The following is a 14,144-nucleotide window of genomic DNA, read 5'->3' on the forward strand; positions in this document are numbered from 1 at the left end:
GTGAAGTGAACGTTAGGGTACATTTATGTCAGTGCCAACCATTCTGATCATCGATGATAATATTGAGGTGCGACTAAGCGCAGCTTACTTTCTTGAAGATCAAGGCTTCAAAGTATTGGAAGCCGATTCCCCAGATATAGCTAAACAGCTGCTCAGTGTAAAAGCTGTTGCCATTATTTTGCTGGATATGAACTTTTCTAAGGATACAACCTCAGGACAAGAAGGACTGGACTTTTTGACTTGGTTGAAAGAGCAAGATAATGCACCTGCCGTGCTGTGTATTACCGGTTGGGGAAACATCAATCTTGCGGTTAGGGCACTGCAGCTCGGGGCCAGTGACTTTATAGAGAAGCCGTGGCAAAACACAGCGCTTTTAACTTCAATTCAGCAGCAGCTCAAGCTACAAACTCGACAGCAAACCCAGTTATCTCATATTGCCAACCAAGAGACCCGAACGTCGCAGCCAGTCACTGAGTTTGTTTGGCAATCCGCGAGCATGCGAGCACTGCAAAAAAAGCTTGAAAGGGTCGCGAGGTCTGATGCCAGCATCTTACTTTGTGGCGAAAGTGGTGTAGGTAAAAGTCATATTGTTTCATGGCTTCATCGTCATTCCCTGCGAGCACACGGGCCACTTGTCAGTGTGAATATGGGGGCATTGGCCGAATCATTATTTGAAAGTGAACTGTTTGGCCATGTGAAAGGGGCGTTTACTGACGCGAAGCAGAATCGGACTGGCCGCTTTACCAAAGCGTCAGGCGGTACGCTCTTTATGGATGAAATAGCGACTTTATCTTTGCCTTTACAAGCAAAATTACTGCGTGTGTTAGAAACGGGTGAATACGAGGCGTTGGGAAGCAGCCAAACGACCCGCAGCGATATCCGTTTAATTTGCGCAACCAATGCTAATTTGCCCACCTGTATCGAACAAGGTACTTTTCGCAGAGACTTATTTTACCGTATTAATACCTTGGTGTTTGAGTTGCCCCCTTTACGTGAACGCGAGGCGGATATTGTTCCATTGGCTAAACATTTGCTTGCACAGCATGCGAAGCGTTATGGGATCACTGATAAAGAGTTGGCAGTTGAGGTCAAAAGCGCACTGAAAGCTTATCCTTGGCCGGGCAACATTCGCGAGCTTAGCCATGTAATGGAGCGCGCGCTATTAATGAGTGAAGGGCAGCAGATCTGCGTGGAGGATTGTCAATTGCGATTGGCAAAGCAGCCTGCCGCTTCAAAAGGTGTTCAGACTCGATTAGAAGACACCTCGTGCACTTTGGCTGATATGGAAAAAAACCTGATCATGCAAGTGTTGGAAGAAGAGTGTGGCGTGATCAGCCAAGCTGCACAGCGGTTAGGGTTAACCAAGTCTTCGCTATATCGCCGTTTGGACAAATATGGTCTAAAAGATGTCGGCTAATTTTGAGCGAGTGCTAGCCCTATATTTTATGCTGCTCAATGGGTTAGTGAGTGTACTCGGTGGCTTTTTTGTCAAGGAATGGCTCTTTGCGTCGTGGGTCACTATCCTAGTTGCGATACTCATATTTGCCTGCCTTCAGAGCGTTTCTAATTTATTATTGGGTCGCCTTAGCGGCGTTTTTAAGCGCGCAAGTATTCAAATAGAAGCGCTGCAACAAGCTGATTTTACTTACCAGCTCAAGCCGCATTATCGCAGTGGCGCAGTAGCGAAATTTGAACGTGAATTAGTGGCACTGAGCGATGAGCTACACAGCCAAAAAGCGCGCTACAATAGCCATATTTATGTTATTTATCAGCTCATAGATAAGCTGCCAAGCCCTATCCTGGTGTTTGACGAAGATAATAAACTTAGTTATGCAAACCCTGCTTTTGAGGTGATATACCACAGGTCTTGGCAGTTAGAGAAAGGGCGTGACGCTCAGGTACTAGGGCTGGCTCGAGATAACGATCACTGGCAGTTTTTAAATCGAACACTAAACACGAGTTGGACAATAAGCAGCAGTGAATTTTATGAACAGGGCAAGCGTTATAGCTTGCTTATTGCCATGGATATCAGAAAAGCACTACGTCACCAAGAGCTGACAGCATGGCAGAACTTGATTCGAGTTATCAGCCACGAGATAAATAACACCTTAACGCCCGTTAGTTCTTTAGCGCAAAGCTTACAGAGTAAAATGACCTTGCCAAGAGATCAGCAAGCGCTGTCGGTTATTGATCAGCGTTGTTATCACTTACAGCAATTTGTGGGTCGTTTCAGTGAGCTCTCCAAGCCACTTGAGTTACACACAAAAAAGGTGGTGCTCAAAGATTTATTGATGTCTGTCAAAGCACTTATCGCACAGATATATCAAGATCAAACCCTGCTATTGGATTGCACAGTACGGGTTTGTCAGTGTGATCCTCAGTTATTAGAGCAAGCGTTAATTAATTTACTGAGTAATGCCGCCGAGGCGAATGCAAAACAAGGCCCACAAGGCAAAACAGTCAGCATTCAAGCAGGCTATCAGGCAGCCCATGTTGTGATAACCATTACAGATCAGGGCGGTGGATTTGCCAATATAGAAAATGCCATGACGCCGTTTTATACCACCAAAAGCACAGGGCAAGGGATTGGCTTAACGCTAAGCCGACGTATTATCGAGCAGCATGAAGGGAGCCTAACAGTAAGCAATGGTTTACACGGGGCGGAAGTGAAAATTACACTCCCTAGTTGATAATAATTATCATTACCATATAATTAACGCTCAACGAGAGTCAGTGACATTCTAACCGGGAAGTTTCTGAATTTGACTTAAGTATTCAGCGAGGAGTGTATTGTGTTGGTGTTATATCCGTTTATCGCTTTTCTTGTGATGAGTTTTGCCCTAAAGCACATTCAATTGCCTAGTCATACCAAGCGTTGGCTGAGCCGGTTGAGTGTGTGGGCTGTCGCTGCGGCGATGGCGAGTGCTAAATTTGCCCTTGGGCTGAGCGCGCCATTTTCAATGATTGCATTTGTGGTTGTGGGTGCAATTTTGACCTTGTTCACTTCCTTGGGTGCGATGGCACGACATGATTAGCCCTTCCTTGACGCCAAAAATTGGCATAAGGTTTACTATCAATATGGTAGTACCAAGGATATTCAATGCGCGTCAGTATACAACTTATTCTAATGGTGTCTGTGTGGCTCTTTGCGACACCTTCTCAGGCGGGAAAAAGTGATTGGAAGACCATTCAAAGCCCTCATTTTCGAGTGCATTACCAACCGCCTTACTCCGTTTGGGCTGAAGCGTCAGTAAAGGAGCTGGAACGAGTTCGCAGTGAGGTATTAAGTCAGCAAGGTCGGGCGCTCGAGGTCATTATTGACGCCATAGTGATCGACCCTTTCAATTTGCCAAATGGGTTTGCTTTACCAAGTTCTGATAGCCCGTTTATGGCCTTGTATGTCACACCACCGCAATCAGATACGGCAATAGCATACAACCCTAGTTGGTTAAAGTTATTGGTACTTCACGAATATATTCACTTAGTACATTTATCGCAGCCAAACAGACACCCTGCTCGACAGTGGTTACGAGATGTGAGCGATAGTTTTGATTTGGCAGATGCTGTGTTGCCGCGCTGGGTTGCTGAGGGTTACGCGACGTTGCAGGAATCTAAGCTGACGGGTCAGGGCCGTTTATATGACAACTACTCTGAAGCGCTATTGCAAACTTTTGCTCGCCAAGGTGCTTTGCTGCCCTATCATGCCCTAAGTCATGGAGACGGGAGCTTTCGTGCCAGCGCGATGGCGTATTTATTAGGGGCAAGATTTTTGGCTTGGCTTGAGCAAGAATATGATGAGGCTACTTTAGATGCTGTATGGACGAGAGTAAATGGGGTGGAGAGTCGAAGCTTCGAAGCGGCATTTCAAGGTGCCTTTGGCAAATCTGCAATACAACTATATCGACGCTTTATAGCCGAGTATACCCACCAGGCTATTCAGTCAGTTTCTCAGCGTACTGTGCTTGAACAGTATGAATTCATGCAATTTACGTTTGCTGCTCGAGATATACAACTGTCCGCAAACAAACAGCAATTTTTGGCTGTGGAGTCTACTCAGTCTGGTCAAGTATCACTGGTTGTTTATGCCAGTGAAAAAAACCACAAAGCGGTTGAGCAATTTGAGCAGCGCCAAGCGGCGATATTGGCCCGCGATCCCGACGATATACCAGACAAATATCCGGCGTCCTTCCGACATGAAAAATTAGCAACTTTGGCGGCTGTGGACTTCAATGGGATTTACCATCCGCAATGGCTAGATGAGGAAACTGTTTATTTTGTCGCGCGGCAAAGGGTGGAGCATGGTTGGGCAAATGCGCTTTTCAAATGGCATATTCCCACTGACAAGGTCACGCGTTTATCTAACAGCATTGGGGTCCGGCGTTTTAGTATTATCAATGAGTCTCTAGTGATAGCAGAGCGCACCGAGCATGGCTTTTCTCAATTGGTTCAGATTAGTCTATCCGATCAGCAAGTTATACCTTTGTTTTCGAGAGACTTAAACTCTGTTTACGACCATCCTGTGATCAGCCCAAGTGGTAAGCAATTGGCTTATTTAAAAGCAGCTCAAGGTCGTGGGTGGCGTTTATATATTGCTGATTTGGCTGACTCGACATTGGTGGGTAAGGAAGTTCCATTACTTGACGACAGCCAATACATCGCGTCGCCACGCTGGGACAAAACCGGTGCGGGGATCTATTTTGTGATGGGGCGCAAAGGCGCCTTGGGCATCTATTACTATCATCTGCAAAGGGACGAATTAAAACAAATAAGCGATGCGGAGCATGTATATGAAGAGGTATTAGGTGAGTTTAACAACCAGTTACTCTTTTTAGAGAGTACGCCATATGGCTCAAGACTCATGGCGATCTCTAATTCGAACGCACACGTGCAGCAAGTCACGGTACTTGATACTCAAGAGACAACACACAGTGATGACAAGCGAAAGGCACAGGCCCTACCCATTGGCTTTGCACAAACTGTGGCAAATTACGACCCTACCTTGCAAGACTGGTCTTTTGCTGTGTCTGTACAGGGCGCTTTAGCAAGCACAGAAGTGCTCAGTGTCGGTATCACAGGCGCAGATATACTCAAGCATTGGAGCTGGCAAGCGGGGGTGAGTCAATCTCTTTTCGATGACGTATTGCAAGGTGGATATCTGGATATGGCATACCGGTGGGGGAACTTTGACGTTCGCAACGAACTAAAGGCGAGTGAATTAGATACCTCTGTACAGCGAGATGAGTTTGGCAATTTTCAAGCTGTGCGAAAATCCTGGTCCAACACATTGGATATTTCATTTGCACAGCACAGCCAAAAGTGGCGCTGGCGGCCCTATGTTGGTTGGCATATGGCCGATCAACGCTATCAAGATCTTGAGCATAGCTATTGGGCGGGCAATCAGGTCTCTTATCACCATGATCAGCAGCAATATTCTGTGGATGTTGTGATGGATGGCGCGAAAATATGGGGGCACAACGCGGGCCATGAGATGATGCTCAAGGGGGCTGTGGCGTTGTGGCAATGGCCTATGTACATCAATGTGAGTAACCGTTACCGTACCGAACAGGCGCTTAGCGTTGGTGGATTTGCGACCAACAGTATATACAGTGGTGTGGGTGGGAGTCAGCAGTATGTTGCTGAGTTACCTTTTATGTTTACATCGGGTGCCCATTACTTAGGTTATGAGTTTGCAACTAGCTGGCGTGCAGGGCAACCGCGTTTATTTTATGCACGTCACCAAATGGACAGTCAAAACTTTGCAAAGAGTTGGGGTATAAAATGGCAAGTGAACTTAAGCCAAAAAGTGCTTGGTAGTGCGGCTAAATACGCGCCGGCAGGGATCTCTAATATGTATCTAGATGTGGGATTTTCTCGTCTTTCTCGTGACGCTCGGGAAGATGAATGGCGCACTTGGTTCGGGCTTTGGCACCCCTGGTAAATTTGTGCTCTTTAGGAAAAAGGCGAGTGGTCACCCGCCTTGTGCAATTGGTTGGTTTGATAAAAATGAGATCTTATTCAGTATAGGTCGCAACCAGTGTCACGTTAGAATAAGCGCTATAGCCGCGTAACATGACCCAGTACTTGCCTGCGCCACCAGTGATGTTACATGATTCGCTATTTCCCCATCTGTAAGGGCGACAGTCGTAAGTTGAAGTTGTTGGCTTACTGCCTTTTCTCACATACAGATCCGCATCACCTGAACCGCCAGAAATACTCACTTGGACATTCGAAGCACCTGCTGGCAAGTCTAAATAGTAAAATGCGGTCGCCAATCTATCGCCTTGCAGTCCTTCTTTCGCCACACCGTTGATGAGCTTGGCTGGATCTTCGTTTGGATCGGTCAACAGTATTTGTTTTGTTGTCGTTGCTGATGCGCCGCTGGCATCTGTGACTGTCAGTGATACGTTGTATGAGCCATAAGCTGCATAACTATGAGTTACGTTGGCACCAAAGCCATTGCTTGAAGTGTCTCCATAGCTCCACTCGTATTGGCTGATAGACCCGTTAGGTGAGCTTGAAGCACTTCCGTCAAAGCTACAGCTTAACGCTGTGCATGAAGCTGTGAATTGCGCGACTGGCAATGGATCGCTGTTGTTATCGCCATCCGGAATTTGATTGTTGAAATGGCTTGCTACTTTTGGCCAGATCAAGCTGACTTTTGCCCCTTTGTTGTGACAGCCACCCAAGTGATGTAGTGCGATGACCTTATTGCTAGATGCCGCAAGTACAGGAGAGCCAGATGAACCACCTATGGTGTCACAGTAGTAGCCAAGATCTGTACCTGTGCCTCTACCATTGGCGTTCGCGTTATTGACTGAACACAATCCATCCGTGTCGCGATCGGATTCAATGGACAATTCTTTTGGATTGCCTGAGCCGTGCTGCGGGATATAGATACGTTCACCTTGAGTTGCATCACGAACGTCTAATCCAAAGTAGCCAAATGGCTGGGCTTTGGCGAAGTCATTAATCGTGAATAGCGTATAATCAAGGGTATAATCTGTCGAAAGGAAGTCTTTACCGGTAACTTTTACTACGGTCTCTAAGGTAGAGCCATTACATGAAGTGTGTTGGTAGTTGAACCATACTTCTGTGTTGGATAATTCGGATGCAGATTCTACGCAGTGGTTATTGGTAAACATGCGGTTATCAGGGCCAACACGCCAGCCGGTACATAGTCCGCTACCGTTCATGAGTAGACGTGCAACAGGGCGGCTGCGTTCAAACTCAGTAGGGTTGCTGTTTGCCCAGCACTGTACGTCTTTTCGCTCCATCGCACCACACGTAGAGCTGATCCCAACATCCGTAGCAGGTGCCATTTGTGGTTCATTTTCAGTGCCGTGATCATAATAATCTATGATGGCGTTTTGGCTTGTACTAACTTGGCTGCCAGGTGTGTATTCTACTACTGCTGTTTCAGCAGAAATAGACATGGCAGAGAAGCTTGTTACGCCGTCGTCACTTTGGCTAAGTGTTGCTGCGCGCATGTTGTGTTCAGTGTACTCATAGCGCTCGCTGCCATCTTCTGAACGTACAACTAGTTTGCCACCACCGGCTAAATTAATGTTTTTAAAATGCAGTTTTATATAGCTGGCGTTGGGGTGTGTCACGGTTTGTGTGATGACATTGCTGGCGTTGTTGGCTGAGAATGCCGCCATTGCTTGAGGTTGAATCACAAGGTTCAGCTCAGCGCGTTTACCAATTGTGGCCATACTTGTTTTGCTAGTATATTGCATCATTTGCGCTTCTGTAAGCGCGGTGGTTTGCGCAAAACAGCTTGCTGAGACAAGTCCTAGTGCTGGTAATATATAACGAGTTTTCATTTATGTTCCTTGTTAGTTTTGTGTTGAGTAAAATATAAACAACAAGAAACAAGGTAATCGTATATAACGTAATTGTAAAGAAAATGATAATTAAATATTTTACAACGTTTAAGTTTTGACCATTGGAGTGACTTTTCGATTATTCAATACAAATCAACGCTACATGGGATGAGTGCCGTATCGTGCCAAGCTTGTTTCTTGCTGGTGCTAATTGATAGATCCCTATTTTGCCCCTGAAGCTGTTTTAGGTGCTTGGGTTTTTGTCGTTAATAATACATCAAGGCTATGATTTTAAATAGCTTATAACTTTAACTGGCTTAGCAAAATAGTGAGCAGTCCGAAGTGTCCAAATACATCAATAGCCAGCGGAATTAAATGGTTAGTGGCGGTATTCAAACCCGCCCAATAGCACCATTAATGGCAACACTGTGTCATTGTGAAAAATACCCAAATTATCTTTACGAAGCGCAATAGCCTTGCATTCCGATTCCGGAATTGACACAAGATCTTTCCGATTCTGGTTATTTATTTTCACTGTAAAATTATCAAGTTATTGATTATTAATCTTTTATTTGATTGGCATGTATTTCGCTCACAGGGAGTTAGGCCCGTGTCATCCTTGATACGAGAAAGTAACAAGTAACGAGAAGCATAGATGGATATTCAAGTACCAAAGCCTATCAGGCAACCTTTCTTTAAACGCCATAAGAGCTTGGGTGTTATCGCCTGTTTATTGATGATCTGGTTGTTAATGCAGTTGGATATTGGGCTGGCAACGCAGTTGCCACGGAGTGACATAACGATTGCAACAGTAAAAGCAGGCGCGTTAGACATTGAAGTGGATGCATTTGGTAAGTTGCAAAGTGCACAGCGACACATCATTACCGCTGCCAGTGCTGGTATTGTCACTGAGGTAGTCAACAAAGCAGGCAGTGTAGTTGAGGTGGGTACGGTGATTGCAAAGATGGAAAATCCGGATCTCTCATTGGAATTTAAGCGGTCACAGCAGCAACTCATTGAAGCTAAAGCAGACAAGCTGCAATTGAATTTGCGGCAGCAACGTGAGCGCTTGTTAGAGCAGTCAGGATTGGGTGAATTGGAAGGAGAGTTGGCAACTTTATCTTTTCGATTTCAAGCGCAAAAAAATTTGGCGGATCGCGGTATTATTTCAGAGTTATCTTTTCTTGAAACTCAAGCGCAGCTAGGTAGTTTGCAAACGCGAGTCGCGCATGCAAAAAAACGCATTGAGCAATTGCATGCACTGCACTTAAGTGCCACAGCACTTGCGCAAGAAAAGGTTGAGTTAGCAAGACAGGAGCAGGCACTATTGGCCGCAAAGGTTGCGCAACTTGCCATTGTCGCCGCCGAGCAGGGAGTGATAGAGGTGATGCCACTTGAGTTAGGTGCTCGAGTTGAAAGAGGCGCGCATGTCGCAACAATTGGCAGCCAGCATGCTTTGAAGGCTGAGCTAAAAGTGAACCAATCTCAGGCGGCAAATATACAAGTGGGTCAGTGGGTCAAGGTATTTGCTGCGGCGCAAGTGCTGCGCGGTAAAGTAACACGTATTGACCCAGTCATTACCGCGCATAATGTGATAGTGGAGGTCAGCTTAGTAAAATTGGGTGATACAGAACTGAGGCCAATGCAAAGTATTAGAGCGTCAATTGTCGTCGATACCATAGAAGACGCACTTTATGTGCGAAGCCCTGTTGGAGAGGTAGCCAAAAAGGCAACTTTGTACCGCGTATTAGAGGGGGGGAAAACCGAGTTGGTTGATGTCAAATTCGGTCAACAAAGTGGTCGCTACATCGAAATAAAAAGTGGGTTAAAGGTCGGAGACTCCGTAGTCATATCTGATCTCAGTAGTTATGCGCAACAGGCACAAGCCGTGGTTATTCAATAGGAGTGAAGATGCAAAATATGATTGAAATGCAGGAGATTGGAAAGGTATTCGAAACACAGGACTTTCAAACTCATGCTTTGAGAAATATCAATATCTCAATAGAGCAAGGTGAGTTTGTATCCATCTCAGGCCCATCTGGATGCGGGAAGTCTACCTTGTTGTCGATTATGGGCTTGCTAGAGCCAGCGTCGACAGGACGCTATTGGTTGGCTGGACAACCGGTGGATAATTTAACATTTGACCAAGCTGCGGCGCTAAGAAACTTACATATTGGGTTTATATTTCAATCTTTTAACTTGGTAGATGCGATGTCGGTATTTGATAACGTGGCGCTACCGCTGCGTTATCGCGTGCCCAAGCTCAGCGCGCAGGAGACCCGACAAAGAGTCATGTTGTGTTTAGAAAAGGTGGGTCTTTCTCATCGCGTTCAGCATCTTCCCGGCCAATTGTCTGGTGGTCAACAACAAAGGGTGGCCATTGCGCGTGCGCTTGTGACGCAACCAAGTATTTTATTGGTCGATGAGGCAACCGGAAACTTGGACTCTAAAAGCGGTGATGCCGTAATGGGTTTAATTGGTGAGCTACATCAACAGGGCACCACCATTTGCATGGTTACCCACGATCCGCGTTATGCAGATATGGCATCACGCCAAGTGAAACTGTTTGACGGCGAGTTACTGGGTTGTGGTTATACAGCGCCACAGACTGAGATAAGTATGTATGGGCCCTTGTAGCGGAAGTGACGTTGATGTGGAAAGAAAACTTAAGCTCGATTTCAGAGCTATTTAAAAAGACAAAATTTACAGTGTTGTTTGTGGTGTTGTTGGCCAGTGCGCTGGCTGGCGGCACCCTTGTTGGCTTGATTACTTGGCATGCCTATGCCCCGTTACCCTATGCACAAGATGAATCATTGGTGTGGTTACGTGGCAGCATGACAAATCAAAAAGGCGAACAAGTGATGGGCAATGCGCTATCTAACATTGCGGCACAGCACATAGCCAGTCAGGACTCTGCTCTTTCCATGGCGGCTCCGATTTACTATGGGGAAGCGCTATATATGGATCATGTGCAGCAACCCAAGCTGAATATGACTTACACCTCTAATGAGTTTTTTAACTTGTTTGGGCAAACACTGATACAGGGAAGATATTTTAGCGAACAGCAGCAAGATGGCGTAACAGCGCCCGAAGTGGTAGTCAGTCAATGTTTTGTCGAACGCTATATACCAGCGCTATTAGCTCAGAGCGCACTGACCTCAAGCCTGCCATATAGTTTGGAGCTTGATCAGCAAGTCTTTCATGTTGTTGGGGTTGTGGCATGTGACCGCACAGAGCCACAACTGTATATGCCAAACCGCCATACAGATGTATTTGTGTCATTTGCACATGCGATTGATAACACCGACCTATTGCGAGAGCATATTACGGTGCGCTACAACACCTTTTTGGTTGGACGAACTAGAAGCGAATCTCTTGCTACTGTGATGGCAGCAGGTATTTCAGTGTATTTGAATGAACAATTTAGCGCAGGCATAACAGATTTTGGTAGTGCGATCAGCAATCAGCTGCACTTTGAGTACATACCGCTACAGCAATATCTTAAGGGTGATTTGCAACAGACAAGTCGATGGTTGCTGTTAAGTGGTGTGGCCTTTTTGTTGATCACACTGGTTAACTTACTGACCTTTTACTTGTTAGATATAAAAAAGCAGCAGGCGCAATGGGTGTTGAAAACGGTGTTGGGGGCGCAATTGGATACCTTACGAACTGCACATCGCTGGCAATTGAGTGCGCTCTTTTTGTTGTCGGCAATGTTCGCACTGGTTTTGGCTGAGCTGGGAGTGGCAGCAATTCAGCGCTTTGGCAAACAAGAAGTGGCACACCTTGATTGGTTAGAACTGCATATTGTTCACTATTTGATGGTTGCGGGTATTGCGCTGCTTTTTGCCAGAGGATTTGCAGCTTTTGGATTTAAACAACTCTCTTTTTCCAGCCTCTATCAAAATTTACAGAGCTCAGGTAAAGGTCAAGCAAAACAGCTTCCACAGTGGTTCAGCACCTCGGTTTTGATCACCCAGCTTAGTGTCGGGTTGGTCGTCTTATGTATTGGCCTGTGGACCGCGATATATTTTGGTAACAAACTGGGCATGCCCTCGGGTTTGAATGCTAAAGAAGTTGTATTTGTTACCCGTCATCAAACCTCTTGGCTGCATGATGAACAGGCTGTTTCAGCTCGCAAACAGCTTTTTTTATCTAATAAACAAGCGCTCCTAGCACACCCAAAAATTGCATCGGTGTCTTTAAGTAGCATTAGTCCATTGGATACAAGCTATTTGGCTGTGATAGGCACTCAACCGGACGCTGAGGTGCAACAGACAATGCAATCTCAGCTGGTGGGAGAAGATTACTTTTCACTTTTGGGTTTGCATTTGTTGGCAGGCAACGCATTTGTCACTGCGGATAGCGATACTCGTCAATCGGTCATCATTAATCGACAAGCGGCAACTAAGCTTGGAATTGATCTAGATGATATAGGCATGACTTTGTACGGACGAGACGCTCTGCCAATCAAATTGGTGGGTATCGTGGAAAACATCTACAGCCATGCGCAGGGGACCCCCGCTACCATTTACTACCCCCATGATTTTTACGAGTGCAATATGGTGATCAAGTTTAAGCCCGGGCAAACAATGGACAAGCAGGAGCTAAGCGAAGTATTACAGCAGCAAGCGAGTACACAGAGAATTCAAGATGTGGCGTTTTTGGATGCGGATTTGGCACAATTGAATAAAGTAGCGGTATTGAGCTTTTATTGCGGCCTTGGACTAAGCTTTTTAATGACGATGCAAGTGCTGGTGGGGCTGTATGGGCTTTTGGGCAACATCGCTTTAATGCAAAAGCCACTATTGCTGATTAAGCAGCAAGTTGGTGCCACACGAAAGCAACTGATAAAGGAACAAGTTCGATTTAGACTAGTTCATTTTACTGGAGCGCTCTTAATCGCAACAAGTGTAATCCTAGGTTTGGTAAGTTTATTACCCACCGTGACCTATACTTTGTTGCTCTGTTACTTATTCTCTGTTTCTGTCTTGTTTATAGTGTTGTTTATTATAGATATTTATCACCTTTACGGGCAGTTGAAAAATTATTGAGAAGTTGTAACAGATTCTTACAAATGTCACACCCTAGGGATGAGAAATCTTGATAATATAGCGCTAGGAAATTATCAATAGGTACAGTCATGCAAGCAAGAATACTGAAGTGGATAATACCCTTCGTCGCGTTGGGTATAGGGATCATTGGGTTTAAGGGCATTAATGCCGTGGCCAAAAACGACGATGATTCTAGTGCAGTGGATACTCGTCCCATTGTAGAAGTCGAAGCGCTGCAAGCGCAAGATCATCAGGTTTTAATCAATAGTTATGGTGAAGTCACACCGCTTGAACAAACCATGCTTTCCGTGCAAGTTTCTGGTGAAATTGAATATTGGCACCCTAAATTTGTCACAGGTGGCGTGGTAAGCAAAGGCGATGTTCTGCTGCGTATTGAAAAAGACAATTACCAAGCGGCAGTACTGCAAGCGGAAGCGTCACTATCGAGTGCGCAGGCTAAATTGATTGAAGAGCAAGCGCTGGCTGATGTGGCCGCTGATGAAGCAAAGCGTTTCCCCAATAAAAAGCATACTGACTTATTCTTGCGAAAGCCTCAGCTGATGAGTGCTAAAGCTGCGGTGAAATCGGCCAAAGCGGCACTTAAAAGGGCGCAGCGTGATCTTGATAACTGTGAAGTTGTTGCACCTTTTAATGCATTGATCGTATCGAGAGAAGTGGGTCTTGGTCAGTTTGTCAGCACTGGTAGTCCGGTTGCACAATTAAATAATATTGAGCAAGCAGAAATTGTAATTCCAATCGCGGGTTTTGACTCTATTTTCCTACCTGAACAAGTTTCTGGACTTAAGGCAACTTTGACACAAAGAGGCGTTAATGGCTTTACTCGCGAAGCTGTCATTCATCGCGATTTAGGTATCGTTGATCAGCAAACGCGGATGAGTAGCCTAGTGGTTAGAATTGAAGACCCATATGGACTGACAAGCAACGCACCTGCGATTAAGTTTGGCACTTATGTACAAGTGCAGTTTCAAGGCAAAACACTTCGTCAAATCTATCGTCTACCTCAGGAGCTAGTGAACAATCAAACGGTTTGGCTACTAAATGAAGAAGCGGAGCTCGAGCCTCGCCCTGTGCAAGTGATCCGTGAAGAAGGCACATATTACTTGGTCGGAGAAGGGTTATCCAACAATGATAAAGTTGTTGTAACCCTACCAGAGTACCCGCAGCGCGGCATGGCTGTAAAGGTTGCTGGCTCTGAAGATGCAGATGGAGATTCTGACAACGTGGGAAAGCTGTAACAGCAGGGAAT

At 45.7% G+C, this 14,144-nt stretch carries 9 protein-coding genes; 8 read left to right on the forward strand and 1 reads right to left on the reverse strand.

All coding sequences use genetic code 11. The features are described 5' to 3' along the window. Positions 1–25 precede the first annotated feature (25 nt). The 4 genes from MHN81_RS25090 to MHN81_RS25105 all read left to right on the forward strand — a co-directional run bounded on the left by MHN81_RS25090 (position 26) and on the right by MHN81_RS25105 (position 5,938). Positions 26–1,417 carry a sigma-54 dependent transcriptional regulator gene (locus tag MHN81_RS25090; protein WP_023400259.1) on the forward strand — a complete coding sequence of 464 codons (1,392 nt, stop codon included), beginning with the start codon at positions 26–28 and terminating at the stop codon, positions 1,415–1,417. After that, positions 1,407–2,690 (forward strand): ATP-binding protein, encoded by a 1,284-nt coding sequence (locus MHN81_RS25095; protein WP_239427061.1) that lies wholly within the window; start codon positions 1,407–1,409, stop codon positions 2,688–2,690. The genes MHN81_RS25090 and MHN81_RS25095 overlap by 11 nt, the downstream gene beginning before the upstream one ends. 102 nt (positions 2,691–2,792) lie before the next feature. Next, a complete protein-coding gene (locus tag MHN81_RS25100) occupies positions 2,793–3,035 on the forward strand; it encodes a hypothetical protein (RefSeq protein ID WP_211013199.1) in 243 nt (80 codons plus the stop codon). Between the two features lie 65 nt (positions 3,036–3,100). Continuing rightward, positions 3,101–5,938 carry a hypothetical protein gene (locus MHN81_RS25105; protein ID WP_239427062.1) on the forward strand — a complete coding sequence of 946 codons (2,838 nt, stop codon included), beginning with the start codon at positions 3,101–3,103 and terminating at the stop codon, positions 5,936–5,938. Positions 5,939–6,011: 73 nt separating this feature from the next. Here the strand turns inward: MHN81_RS25105 and MHN81_RS25110 are convergent, their stop codons facing one another. Beyond that, positions 6,012–7,823, reverse strand: a complete 1,812-nt coding sequence (locus MHN81_RS25110) for a PKD domain-containing protein (RefSeq protein WP_023400255.1) — start codon at positions 7,821–7,823, stop codon at positions 6,012–6,014. 655 nt (positions 7,824–8,478) lie between these two features. Here MHN81_RS25110 and MHN81_RS25115 point away from each other — a divergent pair. The 4 genes from MHN81_RS25115 (at position 8,479) to MHN81_RS25130 (ending at position 14,133) form a co-directional block, all read left to right on the forward strand. Beyond that, a complete protein-coding gene (locus MHN81_RS25115) occupies positions 8,479–9,726 on the forward strand; it encodes an HlyD family efflux transporter periplasmic adaptor subunit (protein ID WP_023400254.1) in 1,248 nt (415 codons plus the stop codon). A gap of 17 nt (positions 9,727–9,743) precedes the next feature. Beyond that, on the forward strand, positions 9,744–10,460 hold the full coding sequence (locus MHN81_RS25120) for an ABC transporter ATP-binding protein (RefSeq protein ID WP_052027399.1): 717 nt from the start codon (positions 9,744–9,746) through the stop codon (positions 10,458–10,460). Positions 10,461–10,474: 14 nt separating this feature from the next. Continuing rightward, positions 10,475–12,877: an ABC transporter permease gene (locus tag MHN81_RS25125; RefSeq protein WP_239427063.1), complete on the forward strand. Its 2,403-nt coding sequence runs from the start codon at positions 10,475–10,477 to the stop codon at positions 12,875–12,877. Between the two features lie 89 nt (positions 12,878–12,966). Further along, on the forward strand, positions 12,967–14,133 hold the full coding sequence (locus MHN81_RS25130; protein ID WP_239427064.1) for an efflux RND transporter periplasmic adaptor subunit: 1,167 nt from the start codon (positions 12,967–12,969) through the stop codon (positions 14,131–14,133). Positions 14,134–14,144: the final 11 nt, after the last annotated feature.

Origin of the sequence: Pseudoalteromonas sp. Of7M-16, assembly GCF_022347805.1 — a bacterium.
Lineage (GTDB): Bacteria > Pseudomonadota > Gammaproteobacteria > Enterobacterales > Alteromonadaceae > Pseudoalteromonas > Pseudoalteromonas luteoviolacea_F.